This is a genomic window from Frigidibacter oleivorans (genome assembly GCF_003993775.1).
In the GTDB taxonomy this organism is placed as follows: Bacteria; Pseudomonadota; Alphaproteobacteria; order Rhodobacterales; family Rhodobacteraceae; genus Frigidibacter; species Frigidibacter oleivorans.
In genome coordinates this window covers 395,957-415,454 of record NZ_RJRZ01000001.1, presented here as the reverse complement: position 1 = coordinate 415,454, position 19,498 = coordinate 395,957, and the positions used below count along the sequence as shown (strand labels likewise).

21 protein-coding genes are annotated in these 19,498 nt (G+C 69.7%); 7 read left to right on the top strand and 14 right to left on the bottom strand.

The window, feature by feature from the left end; translation table 11 throughout:
• Positions 1 to 28: 28 nt before the first annotated feature.
• The 3 genes from dapA (at position 29) to sseA (ending at position 2,394) form a co-directional block, all read left to right on the top strand.
• Complete coding sequence (dapA, locus tag EEY80_RS02155; RefSeq protein ID WP_126974897.1) at positions 29 to 901, top strand: 4-hydroxy-tetrahydrodipicolinate synthase; 873 nt, start codon at positions 29 to 31, stop codon at positions 899 to 901.
• A 96-nt stretch (positions 902 to 997) separates the two neighbouring features.
• Positions 998 to 1,477 (top strand): SsrA-binding protein SmpB, encoded by a 480-nt coding sequence (smpB, locus tag EEY80_RS02150; RefSeq protein WP_126974896.1) that lies wholly within the window; start codon positions 998 to 1,000, stop codon positions 1,475 to 1,477.
• Between the two features lie 71 nt (positions 1,478 to 1,548).
• Positions 1,549 to 2,394, top strand: coding sequence for a 3-mercaptopyruvate sulfurtransferase (gene sseA / locus EEY80_RS02145; RefSeq protein ID WP_126974895.1), 846 nt, complete (start codon positions 1,549 to 1,551; stop codon positions 2,392 to 2,394).
• On the opposite strand, the gene EEY80_RS02140 is transcribed toward sseA, so the two are convergent.
• The 9 genes from EEY80_RS02140 to EEY80_RS02100 all read right to left on the bottom strand — a co-directional run bounded on the left by EEY80_RS02140 (position 2,391) and on the right by EEY80_RS02100 (position 8,846).
• Positions 2,391 to 2,615, bottom strand: coding sequence for a hypothetical protein (locus EEY80_RS02140; RefSeq protein WP_126974894.1), 225 nt, complete (start codon positions 2,613 to 2,615; stop codon positions 2,391 to 2,393). The two genes, sseA and EEY80_RS02140, sit on opposite strands and share 4 nt — an antisense overlap.
• Positions 2,616 to 2,642: 27 nt before the next feature.
• The gene (locus EEY80_RS02135; protein WP_126974893.1) at positions 2,643 to 2,840 is read right to left on the bottom strand and encodes a hypothetical protein; all 198 of its coding nucleotides are present in this window, start codon (positions 2,838 to 2,840) and stop codon (positions 2,643 to 2,645) included.
• A 154-nt stretch (positions 2,841 to 2,994) separates the two neighbouring features.
• The gene (locus EEY80_RS02130) at positions 2,995 to 3,774 is read right to left on the bottom strand and encodes a succinate dehydrogenase iron-sulfur subunit (RefSeq protein ID WP_126974892.1); all 780 of its coding nucleotides are present in this window, start codon (positions 3,772 to 3,774) and stop codon (positions 2,995 to 2,997) included.
• A 118-nt stretch (positions 3,775 to 3,892) separates the two neighbouring features.
• Positions 3,893 to 4,186 carry a hypothetical protein gene (locus EEY80_RS02125; RefSeq protein ID WP_126974891.1) on the bottom strand — a complete coding sequence of 98 codons (294 nt, stop codon included), beginning with the start codon at positions 4,184 to 4,186 and terminating at the stop codon, positions 3,893 to 3,895.
• Positions 4,186 to 5,997, bottom strand: coding sequence for a succinate dehydrogenase flavoprotein subunit (gene sdhA, locus EEY80_RS02120; protein WP_126974890.1), 1,812 nt, complete (start codon positions 5,995 to 5,997; stop codon positions 4,186 to 4,188). Before sdhA ends, EEY80_RS02125 begins: the two co-directional genes overlap by 1 nt.
• A gap of 14 nt (positions 5,998 to 6,011) precedes the next feature.
• Positions 6,012 to 6,383, bottom strand: a complete 372-nt coding sequence (gene sdhD / locus EEY80_RS02115) for a succinate dehydrogenase, hydrophobic membrane anchor protein (RefSeq protein ID WP_126974889.1) — start codon at positions 6,381 to 6,383, stop codon at positions 6,012 to 6,014.
• 10 nt (positions 6,384 to 6,393) lie between these two features.
• A complete protein-coding gene (gene sdhC, locus EEY80_RS02110; protein WP_126974888.1) occupies positions 6,394 to 6,783 on the bottom strand; it encodes a succinate dehydrogenase, cytochrome b556 subunit in 390 nt (129 codons plus the stop codon).
• A 328-nt stretch (positions 6,784 to 7,111) separates the two neighbouring features.
• Positions 7,112 to 8,479 (bottom strand): ammonium transporter, encoded by a 1,368-nt coding sequence (locus EEY80_RS02105; RefSeq protein ID WP_126974887.1) that lies wholly within the window; start codon positions 8,477 to 8,479, stop codon positions 7,112 to 7,114.
• A gap of 28 nt (positions 8,480 to 8,507) precedes the next feature.
• Complete coding sequence (locus EEY80_RS02100; RefSeq protein ID WP_126974886.1) at positions 8,508 to 8,846, bottom strand: P-II family nitrogen regulator; 339 nt, start codon at positions 8,844 to 8,846, stop codon at positions 8,508 to 8,510.
• Between the two features lie 305 nt (positions 8,847 to 9,151).
• Between EEY80_RS02100 and EEY80_RS02095 the strand changes: the two genes are divergently transcribed.
• From EEY80_RS02095 to EEY80_RS02085, 3 genes are all read left to right on the top strand, one after another.
• Positions 9,152 to 11,413, top strand: coding sequence for a transglycosylase domain-containing protein (locus EEY80_RS02095; RefSeq protein ID WP_126974885.1), 2,262 nt, complete (start codon positions 9,152 to 9,154; stop codon positions 11,411 to 11,413).
• 74 nt (positions 11,414 to 11,487) lie between these two features.
• Entirely contained in the window at positions 11,488 to 11,712 is a 225-nt protein-coding gene (locus EEY80_RS02090) for an AbrB/MazE/SpoVT family DNA-binding domain-containing protein (protein WP_126974884.1), read from the top strand.
• The gene (locus tag EEY80_RS02085) at positions 11,709 to 12,095 is read left to right on the top strand and encodes a type II toxin-antitoxin system death-on-curing family toxin (protein WP_126974883.1); all 387 of its coding nucleotides are present in this window, start codon (positions 11,709 to 11,711) and stop codon (positions 12,093 to 12,095) included. The genes EEY80_RS02090 and EEY80_RS02085 overlap by 4 nt, the downstream gene beginning before the upstream one ends.
• A gap of 35 nt (positions 12,096 to 12,130) precedes the next feature.
• Here the strand turns inward: EEY80_RS02085 and EEY80_RS02080 are convergent, their stop codons facing one another.
• The 3 genes from EEY80_RS02080 to EEY80_RS02070 all read right to left on the bottom strand — a co-directional run bounded on the left by EEY80_RS02080 (position 12,131) and on the right by EEY80_RS02070 (position 14,102).
• Positions 12,131 to 12,742: an MlaC/ttg2D family ABC transporter substrate-binding protein gene (locus tag EEY80_RS02080; protein WP_126974882.1), complete on the bottom strand. Its 612-nt coding sequence runs from the start codon at positions 12,740 to 12,742 to the stop codon at positions 12,131 to 12,133.
• The gene (locus EEY80_RS02075; RefSeq protein WP_235829679.1) at positions 12,732 to 13,454 is read right to left on the bottom strand and encodes an MlaA family lipoprotein; all 723 of its coding nucleotides are present in this window, start codon (positions 13,452 to 13,454) and stop codon (positions 12,732 to 12,734) included. The genes EEY80_RS02080 and EEY80_RS02075 overlap by 11 nt, the downstream gene beginning before the upstream one ends.
• Before the next feature lie 192 nt (positions 13,455 to 13,646).
• The gene (locus tag EEY80_RS02070) at positions 13,647 to 14,102 is read right to left on the bottom strand and encodes a GNAT family N-acetyltransferase (RefSeq protein WP_126974880.1); all 456 of its coding nucleotides are present in this window, start codon (positions 14,100 to 14,102) and stop codon (positions 13,647 to 13,649) included.
• 124 nt (positions 14,103 to 14,226) lie between these two features.
• Between EEY80_RS02070 and smc the strand changes: the two genes are divergently transcribed.
• Positions 14,227 to 17,682 (top strand): chromosome segregation protein SMC, encoded by a 3,456-nt coding sequence (gene smc / locus EEY80_RS02065; RefSeq protein WP_126974879.1) that lies wholly within the window; start codon positions 14,227 to 14,229, stop codon positions 17,680 to 17,682.
• Positions 17,683 to 17,737: 55 nt separating this feature from the next.
• On the opposite strand, the gene EEY80_RS02060 is transcribed toward smc, so the two are convergent.
• Together EEY80_RS02060 and EEY80_RS02055 are read right to left on the bottom strand one after the other, a co-directional pair.
• The gene (locus tag EEY80_RS02060) at positions 17,738 to 18,304 is read right to left on the bottom strand and encodes an MOSC domain-containing protein (RefSeq protein ID WP_126974878.1); all 567 of its coding nucleotides are present in this window, start codon (positions 18,302 to 18,304) and stop codon (positions 17,738 to 17,740) included.
• A complete protein-coding gene (locus EEY80_RS02055) occupies positions 18,301 to 19,437 on the bottom strand; it encodes a lytic murein transglycosylase (RefSeq protein WP_126975092.1) in 1,137 nt (378 codons plus the stop codon). The genes EEY80_RS02060 and EEY80_RS02055 overlap by 4 nt, the downstream gene beginning before the upstream one ends.
• Positions 19,438 to 19,498: the final 61 nt, after the last annotated feature.

The window sequence follows — 19,498 nt, the reverse complement described above, 5'->3', positions numbered from 1 at the left end:
ACCCGGCGCCCCTCTGCAGGAGCGTGTCATGTTCAAGGGGTCCATTCCAGCCCTGGTCACGCCGTTCAAGGACGGCCAAGTGGACTTCGACACGCTGAAGAAGCTCGTCGCCTGGCATGTGGCCGAGGGCAGCCACGGGATCGTGCCCGTGGGCACCACCGGCGAAAGCCCGACGCTCAGCCACGAGGAACACGGGCAGGTCATCGCCGCCGTGGTCGAGGCGGCGGAAGGCCGGATCCCGGTGATCGCCGGGGCCGGATCGAATGCCACCGCCGAAGGGATCGGACTGATCCGCCACGCCGAAGAGGTGGGCGCCGACGGTGCGCTGGTGGTGACGCCCTATTACAACAAGCCGACGCAGCGGGGCCTGATCGCGCATTTTACCGCGATGCACGATGCCTGCAGCCTGCCGATCGTCATCTACAACATCCCCGGGCGGTCGGTGATCGACATGACGCCCGAGACGATGGGCGAACTGGCGAAGCTGCCGCGCATCGTCGGCGTCAAGGACGCGACCGGCCGGCTGGAGCGTGTCAGCCAGCAGCGCGCCAGCTGCGGGCCGGATTTCATCCAGCTGTCGGGCGAGGATGCGACGGCGCTCGGCTTCAACGCGCATGGCGGGGTCGGCTGCATCAGCGTCACCGCCAACGTGGCGCCGCGGCTCTGCGCGGAATTCCAGGAGGCGACGCTGCGCGGCGACTATGCCGCCGCGCTGGACTACCAGGACCGGCTGATGCCGCTGCACGAGGCGATTTTCATCGAACCGGGGCTGGCAGGGGCGAAATACGGCATGTCGAGGCTGGGCCTGTGCGCGGCCGAGGTGCGGCTGCCGCTGACCGAGCTGATGGACAGCACCAAGGCCCGGATCGACGCGGCCATGCGCCATGCCGGGCTGATCTGACGCGGCGACGGCGGGGGGCGGGGCACGTGTCCCGCCCGCCGCTGCCGGGCCACGGCACTGGACAGCGCGGGCGCGAGCGCCTATCTCGGCCCGATCATGTCGCAAAAGAAGCACGACCCCAACAGCAAGCTGATCGCCGAAAACCGCCGCGCGCGGTTCGACTATGCCATCGAAAGCGATCTCGAGGCCGGGATCGTGCTGATGGGGTCCGAGGTGAAATCGCTGCGGCAGGGGCAGGCCAACATCGCCGAAAGCTATGCCAGCGTCGAAGGCGGCGAGCTGTGGCTGATCAACGGCTATATCGCGCCCTACATGCAGGCCGGCGTCTTCGGGCACGAGGAGCGGCGGCGGCGCAAGCTGCTGGTCAACCGCAAGGAACTGTCGCGGCTGTGGAACGCGGTCGGGCGCGAAGGGATGACCATCGTACCCCTGGTCATGTATTTCAACGACCGCGGCGTGGTGAAGCTGAAGCTGGGCATCGCCAAGGGCAAGAAGCTGGCCGACAAGCGCGAAACCTCGGCCAAGCGCGACTGGGACCGGCAGAAGGCGCGTCTGCTGAAACAAGGCGGGGCCTGAGCCCGGCCCGAGGTTGTCGCCGCGCGCGCCAGCCGGTATGGCAGGGGAAATCGCGCGTGAGGGGGCGGGACATGGACGATCCGAAGACGCTGGTATCGACCGGCTGGCTGGAGGCGAACCTGCGCGACCCGGACCTGCGCATCCTCGACGGCTCGTGGTATCTGCCGGCGATGAACCGCGACCCGCGGGCGGAATACGATCTGCGGCACATCCCCGGCGCCCGGTTCTTCGACATCGACGAGATTTCCGACCTGCGCTCCGACCTGCCGCATATGGCGCCGCCGCCGGAAAAGTTCGTGGCCCGGCTGCGCGCCATGGGCGTGGGCGACGGGCAGCAGGTGGTGATCTATGACGGCGCCGGCATCTTTTCCGCGCCGCGGGTCTGGTGGCTGTTCCGGCTGATGGGCAAGACCGATGTGGCGGTGCTGGACGGGGGCTTGCCGAAATGGCTGGCCGAGGGCCGCCCGGTGGACGATCTGCCGCCGCAGATCCGCGACCGGCACCTGACCGTGCAGCGCCAGCCCCGGCTGGTGAAGGACGTGACCGAGGTCGCCGCCGCCTCGAAGCTGGGCGATCCGCAGATCGTCGATGCCCGCAGCGCCCCCCGTTTTCGCGGCGAAGAGCCGGAGCCGCGGCCCGGCCTGCGCTCGGGCCATATCCCCAACTCCCGGAACCTGCCCTTCGGCCGGCTGCTGAACGCCGACGGCACGATGCGCCCGGTCGAGGAACTGCGCCAGGCCTTCACCCAGGCCGGGGTCGATCTGGCGAAACCGGCGATCACCACCTGCGGGTCGGGCGTTTCGGCGGCGATCCTGAGCCTTGCGCTGGAACGGATCGGGCATCGGGACCACGCGCTCTATGACGGGTCCTGGACGGAATGGGGCATGTATGGCGACCTGAAGGTCGCGACCGGCTAGTCCGCTCCGCGACCGGTCCGCCCGCGCAGGCAGTCGCGGGGTTCCTGCCCGCGCGGCAGGGTCAGTTCCGCCCCGCAGGCGAGGCAGTGGAACCAGCTTTCGCCGGGTCCGGCGCGGCGGCGATCCTCGCGCCACAGGCAGTCGCGGGTCAGGCTGCGGCTGCGATGCCACCACCAGGCCAGCACGAAGAACAGCACGAACCCGATCAGGACCAGCGGCATGACGGCCCCCCGATCGGGCCCGCCGGCTCAGGCGGCCTCGTAATAGGCATACATCTGTTCAAGCGCGGTCTGCGGCCGGGGCGTCGCCGGGCTGGCGGGCAAGGGGTCGTAATAGGCGGGCACCGCCTCGGATGCGGGCGGGGCCGCGACCGGCGCGGGCGATGCGTCGGCCGGCATCGCGGTGGGGGCGGCTGCGGCCCGGGGCCGCAGAAGGGACATGAACATCGGTTCGACCTTCGGCTGTTGCTGGACCGGAGGTAGGCGCATCGCCGCCGCCCGACCACCCCCGGTTCTGCAACCACGCCATGCGGTCGCCGCAACGCAGCGAAACGGCCCCGGTCCGGGGACCGGGGCCGTGCGCGCGCGGGCAGGCTGCGGGTCAGACGATCCGTTCCACCATCATCTTCTTGATCTCGGCAATCGCCTTCGCCGGGTTCAGGCCCTTGGGGCAGGTCTTGGCGCAGTTCATGATCGTGTGGCAGCGATACAGCTTGAACGGATCCTCGAGCCCGTCCAGCCGCTCGCCCGTCGCCTCGTCACGGGAATCGATGATCCAGCGATAGGCGTGCAGCAGCGCGGCCGGGCCGAGATAGCGGTCCGAGTTCCACCAGTAGCTGGGGCAGGCGGTCGAGCAGGAGGCGCACATCACGCATTCATAAAGACCGTCGAGCTTCTTGCGGTCCTCGATCGACTGGCGCCATTCCTTGGCCGGCCGGTTGGTCTTGGTTTCCAGCCACGGCATGATCGAGGCGTGCTGCGCGTAGAACAGCGTCAGGTCGGGGATCAGGTCCTTGATCACCGGCATGTGCGGCAGCGGGTTGATCCGCACGTCGCCCTTCACCTCGTCGAGGCCATAGATGCAGGCCAGCGTGTTGATCCCGTCGATGTTCATCGCGCAGGAGCCGCAGATGCCCTCGCGGCAGGACCGGCGGAAGGTCAGGGTCGGGTCGATCTCGTTCTTGATCTTGATCAGCGCGTCCAGAACCATCGGGCCGCACCTGTCCATGTCGACGAAATAGGTATCGACCCGGGGGTTTTCGCCATCGTCCGGGTTCCAGCGATAGATCTGGAACTTGCGCACGTTGGTCGCGCCCTCGGGGCGGGGCCAGGTCTTGCCGACGCGGATCTTCGAGTTCTTGGGGAGGGTGAATTGCACCATGTGACGGTCCCTTCCAGTCAGTCCGGGGTTGTGGCGGCCGCTTGGGTGGCTGGGCCGGAGCATCGGGTGGGCGCTGCCGCAAGGCAGACGTCGGCGAAACGGGGCAGGGGGCGGCGGATCATGCCCCGCCCCCGAGGCTGTGCCAGGGCCGCGTCGGGAACTCGCCCGACTTGCGCACCACGCAGGAGTTGTAGGCCGCGGCCGGATCGCCCGCGTTCGACTGCAGGGCGATGTCGAGCTCGTAGCCGTTGTGGAAGTTGCCGTCCGACACGCCGAATTCGGCCTTGCCGGTCACCGGCTGCGGCGTCGACAGCTGCCGCGCGCAGAAGCGTTCGGCCCGGTCCACCGGGATCGGGCCGCAGCCCGCGGCCAGCATGGCCAGCGCCACGCCATATGCCGCGATGGCGCGCATCAGTAGACCCGGGCCTTCGGCGCGATCTTCTTCAGGTCGATCCCGCCTTCGTCCGCCGTCGTCAGCGGGTCGAGATGCACGGGGCGATAGCCCAGCGTGACCCGGGACCCGTCCACCCAGGCGAGGCTGTGCTTGCGCCAGGTCTCGTCGTCGCGGTTCGGCCAGTCCTCGTGCGCATGGGCGCCGCGCGATTCCTTGCGCGCCTCGGCCGACACGATGGTGGCCAGCGCGTTCGGCATCAGGTTGGTCAGTTCCAGCGTCTCCATCAGGTCGCTGTTCCAGACGAGGCTGCGGTCGGTGACCTTCAGGTCGCCCATCTTCTCGGCCACGCGGCTCATCTTCTCGACACCCTCGGCCAGCGTCTTGTCGGTGCGGAAGACGGCGGCATCGGCCTGCATGGTCTTCTGCATCTCCAGCCGCAGGTCGGCGGTCGGGATCGCGCCCGAGGCGTGGCGCAGCCCGTCGAAACGGTCGAATGCGGCCTGGAGGCTGGCCCGGCCCAGATCGGGATTGGGCGTGCCGGGCTTCAGGATCTCGCCCGCGCGATGCGCGGCGGCGCGGCCGAAGACCACGAGGTCGATCAGCGAGTTCGAGCCGAGCCGGTTGGCGCCGTGCACGCTGGCGCAGCCGGCCTCGCCCACGGCCATCAGCCCCTCGAACACCGCGTCCGGGTTGCCGTCGGTGGGGTCCAGCACCTCGCCCCAATAGTTCGTGGGGATGCCGCCCATGTTGTAGTGCACCGTCGGCAGCACCGGGATCGGCTGCTTGGTCACGTCGACGCCCGCGAAGATCTTGGCGGATTCCGAAATGCCCGGCAGCCGTTCATGCAGCGTTTCCGGCGGCAGGTGGTTCAGGTGCAGGAAGATATGGTCCTTGTCGGGGCCGACGCCGCGGCCCTCGCGGATTTCCATCGTCATGCAGCGGCTGACCACGTCGCGGCTGGCCAGATCCTTGTAGGTGGGGGCATAGCGTTCCATGAACCGCTCGCCCTCGGAATTGGTCAGATAGCCGCCCTCGCCGCGCGCGCCCTCGGTGATCAGGCAGCCCGAGCCGTAGATGCCGGTCGGGTGGAACTGCACGAATTCCATGTCCTGCAGCGGCAGCCCGGCCCGCGCCACCATCCCGCCGCCGTCGCCGGTGCAGGTATGGGCCGAGGTCGCCGAGAAATAGGCCCGGCCATAGCCGCCGGTGGCCAGCACCACCATCTTGGCCGAGAAGACATGCATCGTGCCGTCATCGAGCTTCCAGGCCAGCACGCCGGTGCAGCGCTTGCCGTCGTCCGACATGATCAGGTCGATGGCGAAGTATTCGATGAAGAATTCGGCCTGTTCCTTCAGCGACCGGCCATACAGCGTGTGCAGGATCGCATGGCCGGTGCGGTCGGCGGCGGCGCAGGTGCGCTGCACCGGCGGCCCTTCGCCGAATTCGGTCGTGTGGCCGCCGAAGGGGCGCTGGTAGATCTTGCCCTCTTCGGTGCGGCTGAAGGGCACGCCGTAATGTTCCAGCTCGTAGACCGCGGCGGGGGCCGAGCGGGCGAGGTATTCCATCGCATCGGTATCGCCCAGCCAGTCCGACCCTTTCACGGTGTCGTACATGTGCCATTGCCAGTTGTCGGGGCCCATGTTGGACAGGCTGGCGGCGATGCCGCCCTGTGCCGCGACGGTGTGGCTGCGGGTGGGGAAGACCTTGGTCACGCAGGCGGTGCGCAGGCCCTGTTCGGCCATGCCCAGCGTCGCCCGCAGGCCCGAGCCGCCGGCGCCCACGACCACGACGTCATACACATGCGTCTCGTATTCGTATGCAGCAGTCATGTCGTCTTTCCGGCTTACAGGGCGAGTTTGACCAGGGCGAACAGCCCGGCCACGATCAGCGTGTAGGTCAGCGCCGTCAGCGCGACCAGCGTCAGCTTGGCCGCCGCGCCATGCATGTAGTCGATGATCGCCTCTTCCGCCTCGCTGCGGCAATGAAGCGCGACCGCGATCAGGGTCAGTGCCGTGACGATGGCCGGGAAGGGGCGCGCGAACAGCGCCAGAACCTCGTCATGGCCTTGGCCGAGCGCCGGGCCGAAGGTGAAGACGAAGAGCGGCACCAGCACCACCAGCGCCGCGGAACTGGCCATCATCTGCCAGTGGTGATGGGTCCCCGACCGGCTGGAGCCCATGCCTTCGGCGCGCTTGCGATCCGTCATGTAGTGCATCTGAACCTCCTCAGACCACGAACACGGTGATCAGCGTCAGCAGGGTGGCGCCGATGAACATGCCCTTGGCCATCGTTTCGCTGGCCGGGATATCGAGAAGGTAGCCCATGTCCCAGACCAGGTGACGCAGCCGCCCGAGCACGTGATACCAGATGGCCCAGGTCGCCAGCGTCAGCAGCACGTCGCCCAGGATGCTGGTCAGCAGCCCGTCCATGATGGCGAAGGCCTCGGCCGAGCTGGCGGCGGCCAGCAGCCAGCAGACCAGCAGGAAGACCGTGCCGATGGTCGCGATGCCGGTGATGCGGATCGTGATCGACGAGATGGAGGTCAACTGGGGCCGGTAGTACGGCCCGATCATGAAGGGCGACAGCGGGCGCTGTACCTTCCTGGCATCGGCCATGATGCGTTCCTTCTTCTGGCGGGCCCGGCCCGCCCCGGCCTCGGCCGGCGGACGGACCAGCGGACGGGCGGGCTGGTTTTGCACGATCAATAGCGGTTTTTTCCGCCAAGTCACGCCTCGGATGACCGCAATGCCGTCGCAAGTTCGCATCCGGGCGCAGAAACGTGTTTTTGTGATCACGGAATTGCAGGCCGTGATCACATGTCCTGCCGTCGCTGAGTCGCCCTGCACGCGCCACAACAAAAACGGCCGGACCCGAAGGTCCGGCCGGAAGTCGCGCCCCGCGGGAGGAGGTGCGGGGACGCGTCGTCGGTTGCACCCCGGAGGGTTACGAGTGGTAGGCGCTTTCGCCGTGCGAGGTCAGGTCGAGGCCCTGACGTTCGTCGTCGACATGCACGCGCAGCCCGGTGATCGCCTTGGTGATATAGAGCAGGATCAGCGAGCCGATGCCGCTCCAGAGGATGGTGATGATCACGCCCTTGAACTGCGCCACGATCTGCGACCCCATCGTGCCGGCCTCGGTGATGAAGCCGGTGCCGCCCAGCGACGGCGCGGCCAGGATGCCGGTGCCGATGGCGCCGACGATCCCGCCGATGCCGTGGATGCCGAACACGTCGAGGCTGTCGTCATAGCCGAACTTGTTCTTCACGACCGAGACGAAGAAGTAGCAGACGATCGAGGCGAGCGCGCCGAGGAAGATCGCGCCGACCGGGCCGGTGGTGCCGCAGGCCGGGGTGATCGCCACCAGACCGGCGATCATGCCCGAGGCGGCGCCCAGACCCGAGGCCTTGCCCCGCGCCATCGCTTCCACCACGCACCAGGCGAGGATCGCGCCGGCGGTGGCGAGGAAGGTGTTCAGCAGCGCCAGCGTCGCGCCGGCGGTGGCTTCGAGGTTGGAGCCGGCGTTGAAGCCGAACCAGCCGACCCACAGCATCGCCGCGCCGACCATGGTCAGCGTCATCGAATGCGGGGCCATCATGTCCTTGCCCAGTCCGACGCGCGGGCCGACGACGATGCAGGCGACCAGCGCCGCGATCCCGGCATTGATGTGCACCACGGTGCCGCCGGCGAAGTCGATGGCGCCCATGTTGAAGATCAGGCCCGCGCCGTCCCAGACCATGTGCGCGACCGGGAAGTAGACGAAGGTCACCCAGAGGGCCGAGAACAGCAGCACCGCCGAGAACTTGATCCGTTCGGCGAAGGCGCCGATGAACAGCGCCGGCGTGATGGCGGCGAAGGTCATCTGGAAGGCGATGAACACATATTCGGGCAGCACGATGCCGTCCGAGAAGGTGGCCGCCGTCGAGTCCGGCGTGACGCCCGCGAGGAACATCTTGCCCATGCCGCCCCAGAAGGGCGAGGTGCTGCCGCCGAAGGCGAAGGAATAGCCGTAGACGGCCCAGATCACCATCACCATGGCGCCGACCACGGTGCACTGCATCATCACCGACAGCATGTTCTTGGTGCGCACCAGGCCGCCATAGAACAGCGCGAGGCCCGGGATCAGCATGAACAGCACCAGCAGCGAGGACACCATCATCCACGCCACGTCGCCCTTTTCGGTGATCGGGCCCGCGGCCTCGGCAACGGCCTCGGCGACAGCTTCGGCGGCGGGGGCCGCATCCTGCGCGAAGGCAGGCAGGGCCGCGGCCGCGGTCAGCGCGGCAAGGCCCAGAATTTTCTTGAGGTTCGACATGTCCTTCTTTTCCCCTGTCCCGATCACGTCACAGCGCGTCGTCGTTGAGTTCGCCGGTGCGCACCCGCACCGCCTGGGCGACGTCCAGCACGAAGATCTTGCCGTCGCCGATCTTGTCGGTCTTCGCCGTCTTCTGGATCGTCTCGACGACCTGATCGGCCAGCGCGTCCGAAACCACGATCTCGAGCTTCACCTTGGGCACGAAATTCACGGCGTATTCGGCGCCGCGGTAGATCTCGGTGTGCCCGGACTGCGAGCCGAAGCCCTTCACCTCGGTCACCATCATGCCGCGCACGCCGATGGCGGTGAGCGCCTCGCGCACCTCCTCCAGCTTGAACGGCTTGATTGCTGCAATGATGAGTTTCACGTCGTTTCCCTTCCCTCTGGCAGCGCCTCGAAAGCCAGACGTGTTGTGCCGGCCCGAGCGCAGAAGGCCGGTTTCACGCCGGCGTTACAAGGAAGGCAGGGTTCATCCGCCGCTTCCGGCGGCAGGTATCTGCACAAAAAATGAACATTTGTGCAGATGCGATGAATTATTGATCAATCTGCAAACCGAATCGTGAAGCCTCGCGCCTCCACATCCGGGACGGGACCGGGTATTGTGCGGCCAAAAGAAACGCGCGGCGGGTTCGGCCCCCGCGATGTGGTGGCGGCAGATCGGGCGGTGACGGCATGAAGGGAACGGGCGGCAGGAAGCCACCTCTGGTTGCGGACCGGCGCTATGGTGCGCAGGACAAGGCGTCGCGGAAACCCGCGAAGCCCGCGGCCAAGCCCGCGCCCGCCAGTGCGGGGGCGCGCGCGAAAACCGCGCGCCGCAAGCCCGCGCGCCGGTCCGGCAATATCGTCGTGCGGCTGGTGGGCGGCCTCTTCGGCGCGATCTGGCGCATCCTCTGGGGCATCGGCTGGCGCGTCGGGCTGGGGATCGCGGTGGTGCTGGGCCTCGCCACGGCGCATTTCTACACCCAGCTTCCCCCGGTCGAGTCGCTTCTGGATGCGCGGACCCGTGGGTCGGTCACCATGCTGGACGGCGAAGGCAAGGTCTTCGCCTGGCGGGGCGAGACCTTCGGCGGGCAGATCACCGTCGACAACGTCTCCGAGCACCTGGAACATGCGGTGGTGGCGACCGAGGACCGGCGCTTCTATCGCCATCTCGGGATCAGCCCGCGCGGCATCGCCAGCGCCGTCCGCATCAACCTGGCCGAAGGCCGGGGACCGCTGGAAGGCAATGGCGGGTCCACCATCACCCAGCAGGTGGCCAAGCTGATCTGCCTCGGCGTGCCCTTCGACCCGCAGAAATGGGACTCGGAAGCCGCCTACGAGGCCGATTGCCGGGTGTCCTCGGTCTGGCGCAAGCTGAAGGAAGTGCCCTTCTCCTTCGCCATGGAGGCGAAATACGGCAAGGACAACATCCTGACCATCTACCTGAACCGCGCCTATCTGGGCGCGGGGGCGCGCGGGTTCGAGGCGGCGGCGCAGCGCTATTTCGGCAAGTCGGCCGCGAACGTCTCCCCGGCCGAGGCGGCGATGCTGGCGGGCCTGCTGAAGGCGCCGTCGCGCTATGCGCCGACCGCGAACCTGGAACGCTCGCAGCAGCGGGCCAGCCTGATCATCGGGCTGATGCAGGATCAGGGCTATCTGACCACCGCCGAGGCCGACGAGGCCCGCGCCCATCCCGCGCAGCTGTCCGAGGCGGCAGCCAAGCAGGCGGGCGGCTATTTCGCCGACTGGATCATGGAATCCGGCCCCGATTTCCTGACCCGCGACACGACCGAGGACGTGGTGATCCGCACCACGCTGGATCAGCGCCTGCAGGACGCGGCCGAAGAGGCGCTGGACAGCGTGTTCAGCGAAAAGCTGAAGGACGGCTCCAACGCGCAGGCGGCCATCGTGGTGATGTCGGCCGATGGCGCGGTGCGGGCGATGGTCGGCGGTCGCAAGACGGCGACGGCGGGCAGCTTCAACCGCGCCACGCAGGCCAAGCGGCAGCCCGGTTCGACCTTCAAGCCCTTCGTCTATGCGGCGGCGCTGGAACTGGGTTATCCGCCCAGCTCGACGGTGATGGACGAGCCGCTGACCATCGACGTGCCGGGATCGGGGCCATGGTCGCCGCAGAACTACGAAAAGGGGCGCTATCTGGGGCAGATCGACCTGCTGACGGCGCTGGCGAAATCGGTCAACACCTCGACCGTCCGCGTGCAGGAGGCGGTGGGCCGCGACATGGTGCGCGACATCGCCGAAGGCTTCGGCTTCGCCCATGACCTTGCCAACGGTCCGGCGCTGGCGCTCGGCGCCTCCGAATCGACGCTGATCGAGATGACGGGCGCCTATGCCGGCATCCTGAACGGCGGCACCTCGGTCCGGCCCTACGGCATCCTCGACCTGCGGCTGAAGGGCGAGGACGACCCGCTGATGGGCCAGGAGGGCGGCTATGGCGAGCGCGTGATCTCGGAAACCGCGGCGCGACAGCTGGTCTACATGATGACCCAGGTCATCGAGCGCGGCACCGGCGGGCGGGCGAAGCTGGGCGACCGTCCGGCGGCGGGCAAGACCGGCACCACCTCGGCCCTGCGCGACGCGTGGTTCATCGGCTTCACCGCGGACTACGTGGCGGGCGTCTGGATGGGCTATGACGACAACTCGCCGATGCAGGGCGTCACCGGCGGCGGCATCCCGGCCGATATCTGGCGCGAGGTGATGCTGCGCGTGCATGAGGGCCTGCCGATCCACGAACTGCCGATGGACCGGCCGACCGAGGCCTATGGGCAGGCGCCGACCACCCCCGCCCCCGATCAGGTACCCCCCGGCTATGCCGGCGGCGACTGGCAGGCGCAAAGCGCGCCGATGCCGCAGAACCCGCCCCGGCAGTCCGGCGGCGACGTGGCCGAGCAGATCCTGATGGATGTGCTGGGCTCGATGTTCGGCAACCGGAACTGAGGGCCACCCGGCGCGCCGCTTGCCGGAACGGCGGGTGGCGCGTATATACACAGGTATGCCCACGGAGCCGTGACATGATCGAGACCAAGATACGCAAGGTCGGCAATTCGGCCGTGATGACCCTGACGACCGAGATGCTCGCCATTCTCGACGTCAAGGAGGGCGACACGCTGTTCGTGCTGCGCGGCGATGACGGCAGTCTCCGGATCCTGCCGCACGATCCTTCCGTCGCCGCTGCACTGGCCGCGGCCGAGATCGTGATGGACGAGAACCGCGACCTGCTTCAGGCGCTTGCGTGACGGAACCTGTCTGGGTTCCGCTGGCTGCCGTCATCGCCATCCACGACCGACAGATCGCCCGCCACGGTGGCGCCGCCGGTCTGCGCGACCGGGCGCTGCTGGAGATGGGCTGCGCCCGCGCCAGGCATCGCGCGACCTATGCCGAGGCCGGCCCGGCCGATCTCGCCGCGGCCTATGCCTTCGGCATCGCCAAGGCGCATGCCTTCGTCGATGGCAACAAGCGCACGGCCTTCGTGACCGCGCTCACCTTCCTGCGCCTGAACGGATGGGCGTTCCGGCCGCCGACGCTGGACGGCGTCAGGATGATGGAGGATCTGGCGGCGGGGCAGGTCGGCGAGGCGGAATTCGCCGGCTGGCTGACGGAGGGGATGACGCCGCTCTGACCGCGGCGTCATGGCCCTTCCGTCCGGACGGCGCCTCAGCCCAGCCCGGGCAGGTCCGCCGTCAGCCGGTTCAGGTCGCCGCCGCGTGCGTCGAGCAGCGCCCCGATCTCGGCCCGTTCCGAGGCGAGCATGTTCACGCCCTCGATGATGATGTTGAAGAACAGGTCGCGACCGGACCGGTCCGACACCTGGAAGCGCACCTCGAACGGCGCCTCGCCGCGCAGATAGGCGGTCGAGATCACCTCGAAGAAGCTCTTCACCGGTTCGGCGCCCGTTACCTCGATCCGCCCGCCGATGAACTCGCGGAACCGCCGCCCGTATTTGCGCGAGATATAGGTGCGGAAGGCCGCCGTGAACGCCTGCATCTGCGCGGGGCTGGCCTGGCGCGCGGCGGGGCCGAGCGCGCTTTGCGCGATGATCGCCACGTCGGCATAGCGGGTGAAGATGCGCTCGAACTCGGCGAACATCGCCGATTCCGAACCGCCGGAATTGATGACGCCGTTGATTTCGGCCACCAGCCGGTCGATCAGCGCCCGCGCCTCGTCGGTGGTCAGCGCGCGCGCGGCACCGGGGGCCAGCGCCGCGGTCGACGCGCCCGCCGCCGCGGCCAGCGCCAGCAGGCGCCTGCGGCTGACCTCACTGCGCATAGGGGTCTTCGTAGGGATCATAAGCTTCCTCCTCGGCCTCGGTGCCCAGTTCGAACCGGCGGTTCTGCAGGTAGAGCAGCCGCGCCTGCGCATAGCTATCCGCGCTCTGGTACAGAAGGGAGTCGATGGTGTCGGAATAGCGGTACCGTTCACCGATAGTTGAAAGGACGCGCACCCCGAGCACATATTCCGACTCGGGGCTGTCGAGGGCGGCGCCGAGCGGGTCGAGGAAGACGCCCATCACCATGCCGGCCGTGTCGCGCACCGTCGACGGGCCGATCAGGGGCAGTTCGACATAGGGTCCCTCGGCCGCGCCCCAGACATGCAGCGTTTCGCCGAAATCGGTTTCGCGTTCGGTCAGGCCCATGTCGGTCGCGGGGTCGAGCACGCCGCCCAGCCCGAAGGTCGTGTTGACGAGGAAGCGCAGGGTGTTGGTGGCAGCAGGCTCCACCCGGCCCTGCAGCACATTGTTGGCGACGGCGGCGGGCAGGCCCAGGTTGTTGCCCACATTGGTGATGCCGATGCGCAGGAAGCCCGGCACGGCGCGGCCATAGACCTGCGACGACGGCTTCACCAGCGCCCGGTCGATGCCCCGGTTGAAGGCGTGGACGCGGCGGTTCTGCGCCTCGAACGGGTCGTTGACAGCATCGCGGCTGACGGCGGCATCGCCACCGGCACAGGCGGACAGGCCGATCGCGGCGGCGGCGAGCATCGCGACGATCCTGGATCTCGCGGAGGGGGAAGACCTGAGCGCAGTCACGCGGAGCCTCTCGACTGGGATGGACCCGGGGAACATAGTGCGCGGGAAAGGGAAACCCCACCCCGCGACAGGTTCGCGAGATGGTCTGTGGCAATCGTGGTACAAGCCGGGCGGGATTCCGCCGCACAGGGGAGCCGCATGGGTTCAGGCCAGTCCCTTGCGAAAGGTGAGGCTGGTCGGGCGGTCGAAGCCGGGATGCGCGGTGCGGGCCACCTCGACATAGCCGAGGCCACGATAGAAGCGGTGCAGTTCCAGCAGCTCGATCCGGCATTGCAGTTCGACCGCCGGCAGCCCGCGCGCCCGGGCGCGGACCTCGGCCCGTTCGACCATCCGGCGGCCCAGTCCCCGCCCCTGCATCGCCGCCGCGACCGCCAGCTTGCCCAGATACAGCGCATCGGGGCGCGGGGTCAGCACCATGCAGGCGAAGAGGGGATCGCCCGTCGACCACACCTCTCCGGCCGCCGCGGCGCGCGCCAGATCCTGCACCGTCAGCCCCGCCATCGACGAGGGCGGGTCGATCCGTCGCTCCATATAGGCAAAGGCGGCCCGGATCAGCGCCAGCACCGGCCCCATGTCATCCTCAGCCGTCAACTGCCGCATTCCAACTCCCAAGTCTTGTGGATCGGCGCCGTCACTCCGCCACATAGGGTAGGCCCGATTGACTCGGGGTCCGCTTCGGCCGACCATGCCCGATCAGCGGACCCTCGGGAATCGGACCTTATCCTTGCGCTTCACCCGCCTCAGGCTCAATGGCTTCAAAAGCTTCGTCGACCCCACGGACCTCGTGATCCACGAGGGTCTGACCGGCGTGGTGGGCCCCAACGGCTGCGGCAAGTCCAACCTGCTGGAGGCGCTGCGTTGGGTCATGGGCGAGACGCGTCCCACCGCCATGCGCGGCGAGGGGATGGAGGACGTCATCTTCGCCGGCGCCGCCACCCGCACCGCCCGCAACTTCGCCGAGGTGGCGCTGGTCATCGACAATGGCGAACGGCTGGCGCCTTCGGGCTTCAACGATGCGGATCAGCTGGAAATCATCCGGCGGATCACCCGCGATGCCGGATCGGCCTACAAGGTCAACACCAAGGACGTGCGCGCCCGCGACGTGCAGATGCTGTTCGCCGATGCCTCGACCGGCGCGACCAGTCCGGCGCTGGTGCGGCAGGGGCAGATTTCGGAACTGATCAATGCCCGGCCGAAGAACCGCCGCCGCATCCTCGAAGAGGCGGCGGGGATCGCCGGCCTCTATCAGCGGCGGCACGAGGCGGAACTGCGGCTGTCGGCGGCCGAGCAGAACCTGCTGCGGGTCGATGACGTGGTGGAACAGCTGGCCGGGCAGCTGGCGACGCTGGCGCGGCAGGCCCGGCAGGCGGCGCGCTATCGCGAGATCGGCGAGGATCTGCGCCGGGCCGAGGGCACGCTGCTGTATCGCCGCTGGCGCGAGGCGGATCAGGCCCGCACCGCGGCCGAGGCCGATCTGGCGCAGCGGCTGCGCGCGGCGGCCCTGGCCGAACAGGGGGCGCGGGCCGCGGCGAAGGCCCGGGCCGAGGCCGAGGATCGCCTTCCCCCCCTGCGCGAGGAAGAGGCGGTCGCCGGCGCGATCCTGCAGCGGCTGGTGGTCAGCCGCGATGCGCTCGGCGCCGAGGCCGACCGCGCCCGCGAACGGATCGAGACGCTGACCGCCCGTCTGGCGCAGATCGACCGCGACCGCGAGCGCGAGGCCGGCCTGAACCGCGACGCGGTCGAGACGATCCAGCGGCTGGACTGGGAACAGGCGCAGATCCTGAAGGCGGCGGAGGGGCACGAGGACCGGCTGGCCGAGGCGACGGAGGCCGCGAAAGAGGCGGCAGGCATCCTGGCCGACCGCGAGGCGGCGCTGTCGCAGCTGACCGAGGATGTCGCCCGTCTGGCCGCGCGGCACCAGTCGGTGCAGCGGGTGGCGGCGGATGCGCGCGGCGGGCTCGCCAAGGCGCAGGCCGCGGCCGAGACCGCCCGCCGGGCCGAGACCGAGGCCGCTGCCGCGCTGGCCCGCGCCGCCGAGGCGCATGCCGGGGCCGAAGAGCAGATGGCCGAGGCTTCCATCGCCGCCGAGGACAGCGAGGCCGCGCTGCAAGAGGCCGAATCCGCCCGGGCCGAGGTGCAGGCGCGCGAGGCCGCGGCGCGGGCGGCCCGGTCGGGGGCCGAGGGCGAGGCCAGCGCGCTGCGGGCCGAGGTGCAGGCACTGGCGCGGCTGGTCGAGCGGGAATCGAGCGCCGGCACCCAGATGCTGGACCGGCTGACGGTGGAACCGGGCTATGAGGCGGCGCTCGGTGCGGCGCTGGCGGATGACCTGCGCGCGCCCCTGGCCGATGCGGATGCGGCCTCGGGCTGGGTGGCGCTGCCGCCCTACGACTCCGCGCCCGCGCTGCCCGGCGGGGCCGCGCCCCTGGCCGCGCGGGTGACGGCGCCCGGGGCGCTGGCGCGCCGGCTGGGGCAGATCGGTCTGGTAGAGCGGGGGCAGGGCGCGGCGCTGCAGGCGGCGCTGCAGCCTGGGCAGCGTCTGGTCAGCCCCGAGGGCGATCTGTGGCGGTGGGACGGGTTCCGCGCCGGGGCCGAGGATGCGCCCTCGGCCGCCGCGCTGCGCCTGCGGCAGCTGAACCGGCTGGTGGAGCTGAAGCGCGATCTGGAGGATGCCGCGGCGCGGGCCGAGGGCGCGCGGCTGGCGCATGAGCGGCTGACGGCCATGCTGGCCGAGGCCACGCGCGCCGATCAGGCCGCCCGCGACGCCCGGCGCGAGGCCGACCGGCGCATGGCGGATGCGAGCCGCGCCTCGAGCCGGGCCGAGGCGGAACGGTCGATCGCGGCGGGGCGGCTGGAAAGCGCCCGGCTCGCCAGCGCCCGCCATGCCGAGGATGCCGAAGAGGCGCAGATCCGGCTGGAGGATGCCGAGGCCGCGGCGGCGGATCTGCCCGATCTCGACACCGCGCGGGCGGGCGTCGAGGAGGTCCGCCAGACGGTCGAGGCGGCGCGGATGATGATGATGGCCCGCCGCGCGGCGCAGGACGAGTTGCGCCGCGAGGGCGAGGCCCGCACCCGCCGCCGTCAGGAGATCACCAAGGAAGTTTCCGGCTGGCGACTGCGGCTCGACACCGCCGAGAAGCGGTCGGCGGAACTGGCCGCACGCCGCGCCGGGACCGAGGAGGACCTGCACGAGGCCGCCGCCGCGCCCGAAGAGATCGCGGCCAAGCGCGAGGAACTGGGCGCGGCCATCGCCGGGGCCGAGGCGCGCCGTGCCGCCGCCGCCGAACGGCTGGCCGCGGCGGAACTGGCCCTGCGCGAGGCCGGCGCGGCGGAACGCGAGGCCGAACGCGCCGGATCGGAGGCCCGCGAAGGCCGCGCCCGCGCCGAGGCCCGGGCCGATGCCGCGCGCGAGACCGTCGCCTATGCCGCCGAGCGCATCCGCGACGAGACGGACCTGCTGCCGATGGAACTGCTGGCAAGCCTCGGCGCCGATCCCGACCGCATGCCCGATGCCGAGGCGCTGGAGGCCGAGGTGAACCGGCTGAAGCGCCAGCGCGAGGCCTTGGGCGCGGTCAACCTGCGGGCCGAGGAGGACGCGCGCGAGGTCCAGACCGAGCACGACACGCTGGTGCAGGAAAAGGCCGATCTGGAAGAGGCGATCCGCAAGCTGCGTGCCGGTATCTCGGGGCTGAACCGCGAGGGGCGCGAACGGCTGCTGACCGCCTTCGAACAGGTGAACGAGAGTTTCCGCACGCTCTTCACCCATCTCTTCGGCGGCGGCGAGGCCAATCTGGTTCTGGTCGAATCCGACGACCCGCTGGAGGCGGGGCTGGAGATCATGTGCCAGCCGCCGGGCAAGAAACTCAGCACCCTGTCGCTGTTGTCCGGGGGCGAACAGACGCTGACGGCGCTGGCGCTGATCTTCGCGGTGTTCCTGGCGAATCCGGCGCCGATCTGCGTGCTGGACGAGGTCGACGCACCGCTCGACGATGCCAACGTGACGCGCTTCTGCGATTTGCTGGACGAGATGACCCGGCGCACCGACACCCGCTTCCTGATCATCACCCACCATGCCGTCACCATGAGCCGGATGGACCGGCTGTTCGGCGTGACGATGCAGGAACAGGGCGTCAGCCAGCTGGTCAGCGTCGACCTGAAGCGGGCCGAGGCGCTGGTGGCCTGAGGGCCTCCCGGGGCACCCGGATGGATCGGCCGATCGGCCGGCCGGATCGCGGGCGCTAATGACCCTTGCGGATAGGGTCGCCCACCGCCACCTCGCCATCCGCCACGATCTCGCACAGGATGCCGCGCAGGCGCAGGGGCGGGTGGCCCGGGGCGGTGATCCAGTCCTTCGCCTCGGCCCCGTAGCGGACCTTCCATTTCACGCAGGCGTCGTTGAACACATCCGACACCCGCAGCGTCGCGGAGCCCACGGACAGCAGGCTGCCCGCGGGCAGGTTGGCCTCGGACATGTCCAGATCGGCGATGATCGTGTCGCCGGGATGCGGGGTGCCCTCGCGGTCCCGCCAGACGAGGTCCATGACGCGGCGGGGCAGGATCGACACCTGGATGCGGGGATCGGGGCTGCCATCCGCCAGCCGCATCCAGGGCGCCACGGGCCAGCGTTCGGCCTGTCCCTCCAGCAGGACACCCCGCGCCGCGGTCAGGGACAGCCGGGGCGGGTGCAGCCGCTGGCCATAGCCGGGCCGGAAGGTCAGTTCCAGCACCGGCGCGTCATCCCTGGGCGCGGCCCGCACCTGCGCCAGGGCGGCGTCCAGTTCGGCGCGGGTGACCGGCGGCGTCACAGCGAGGCGAGCAGCGCCAGCGACGGCACCCCGGTGGCGGGCTGGCCGATGCTGGCCTGATAGGCGCTGATCGCGGCGCGGCTTTTCGTGCCGATGACGCCATCGGTGCCGCCGGTATCGTAGCCGCGCGCCGTCAGCCGCCGCTGCAGTGCGATGCGGTCGTCTTTGGTCATGCCGTTGGCATCGGGCGGGAAGCTGCCGCGCAGCGGCCCGGCCCCGCCGATCCGGTCGGCCAGATGCCCCACGCCGATCGCGTAGAGGTCGGAATTGTTGTAGCGCTTGATCGCGTCGAAATTGCCGGTGACGGCGAATTGCGGCCCGCCCGGCTGTGGCTGGATGATCCGGCCCGCGGGCGCGCCGGGCCCGGCCTCGCCGCCCCATCGCAGCCCGCGTTGCCAGCCCGAGCGCGACAGATAGGCCGCCGTCGAGGCCAGCGAGTCGGTGGGATCGTCCGACCAGATGTCGCGGCGGCCGTCGCCGGTGAAATCCACCGCATAGGCGAGGTAGGAGGTCGGGATGAACTGGGTATGCCCCATCGCGCCCGCCCAGCTTCCGGTCATGCGGTCGGGGGCGACGTCGCCCGCCTGCAGGATCTTCAGCGCCGCCAGCAGCTGCTGTTCGAAGAAGGCCGCGCGCCGCCCCTCATAGGCGAGTGTCGAGGTGGCCGAGACCACCGGCACGTCGCCCCGCCGTTCGCCATAGAAGCTTTCCAGCCCCCAGATCGCGGTGACGATGGTCGGATCGACGCCATAGCGCGTCTCGATCGCGGCCAGTGTGGACCGCTGGCGGGCATAGGCGGCCCGCCCCTTGGCCACCCGTTCGTCCGAGACGGCGATGGACAGGTAGTCCTCCAGCGTGCGCGAGGATTCGGGCTGGTTGCGGTCGCGGGTGATGACGCCGGGCACGAAGCCCGCGTTGCGGAAGGCGGCGTCGAAGGTCGCGGCAGAGATGCCGCCCGCCAGCGCCCGGCCGCGGAAGGCCGCGACCCAGGCGGCATGTCCGGCATCGGGCACCGGGCGCAGGTCATCGGCTAGGGGCGCCGGCCCGCTGCCTTGCAGGGCCGGCGTGCCCGCGCAGGCGGACAGCGCCAGCGCCCCCATGCCAAAGCCGAACTGTCGCCTGCCGAGGATCATCCTGCCCGTCATGCCCGTGCGCTTCCTTCGTGTCTGCCCGTTCTTGCGGCCAGACTAGAGG

What these genes read in the sequence shown, in the direction of transcription:
- dapA (WP_126974897.1), top strand. Translation starts at nt 29, where the DNA reads ATGTTCAAGGGGTCCATTCCAGCCCTGGTCACGCCGTTCAAGGACGGC.
- smpB (WP_126974896.1), top strand. Translation starts at nt 998, where the DNA reads ATGTCGCAAAAGAAGCACGACCCCAACAGCAAGCTGATCGCCGAAAAC.
- sseA (WP_126974895.1), top strand. Translation starts at nt 1,549, where the DNA reads ATGGACGATCCGAAGACGCTGGTATCGACCGGCTGGCTGGAGGCGAAC.
- EEY80_RS02140 (WP_126974894.1), bottom strand. Translation starts at nt 2,615, where the DNA reads ATGCCGCTGGTCCTGATCGGGTTCGTGCTGTTCTTCGTGCTGGCCTGG.
- EEY80_RS02135 (WP_126974893.1), bottom strand. Translation starts at nt 2,840, where the DNA reads ATGTTCATGTCCCTTCTGCGGCCCCGGGCCGCAGCCGCCCCCACCGCG.
- EEY80_RS02130 (WP_126974892.1), bottom strand. Translation starts at nt 3,774, where the DNA reads ATGGTGCAATTCACCCTCCCCAAGAACTCGAAGATCCGCGTCGGCAAG.
- EEY80_RS02125 (WP_126974891.1), bottom strand. Translation starts at nt 4,186, where the DNA reads ATGCGCGCCATCGCGGCATATGGCGTGGCGCTGGCCATGCTGGCCGCG.
- sdhA (WP_126974890.1), bottom strand. Translation starts at nt 5,997, where the DNA reads ATGACTGCTGCATACGAATACGAGACGCATGTGTATGACGTCGTGGTC.
- sdhD (WP_126974889.1), bottom strand. Translation starts at nt 6,383, where the DNA reads ATGCACTACATGACGGATCGCAAGCGCGCCGAAGGCATGGGCTCCAGC.
- sdhC (WP_126974888.1), bottom strand. Translation starts at nt 6,783, where the DNA reads ATGGCCGATGCCAGGAAGGTACAGCGCCCGCTGTCGCCCTTCATGATC.
- EEY80_RS02105 (WP_126974887.1), bottom strand. Translation starts at nt 8,479, where the DNA reads ATGTCGAACCTCAAGAAAATTCTGGGCCTTGCCGCGCTGACCGCGGCC.
- EEY80_RS02095 (WP_126974885.1), top strand. Translation starts at nt 9,152, where the DNA reads ATGAAGGGAACGGGCGGCAGGAAGCCACCTCTGGTTGCGGACCGGCGC.
- EEY80_RS02090 (WP_126974884.1), top strand. Translation starts at nt 11,488, where the DNA reads ATGATCGAGACCAAGATACGCAAGGTCGGCAATTCGGCCGTGATGACC.
- EEY80_RS02080 (WP_126974882.1), bottom strand. Translation starts at nt 12,742, where the DNA reads ATGCGCAGTGAGGTCAGCCGCAGGCGCCTGCTGGCGCTGGCCGCGGCG.
- EEY80_RS02075 (WP_235829679.1), bottom strand. Translation starts at nt 13,454, where the DNA reads ATGCTCGCCGCCGCCGCGATCGGCCTGTCCGCCTGTGCCGGTGGCGAT.
- EEY80_RS02070 (WP_126974880.1), bottom strand. Translation starts at nt 14,102, where the DNA reads ATGCGGCAGTTGACGGCTGAGGATGACATGGGGCCGGTGCTGGCGCTG.
- EEY80_RS02055 (WP_126975092.1), bottom strand. Translation starts at nt 19,437, where the DNA reads ATGATCCTCGGCAGGCGACAGTTCGGCTTTGGCATGGGGGCGCTGGCG.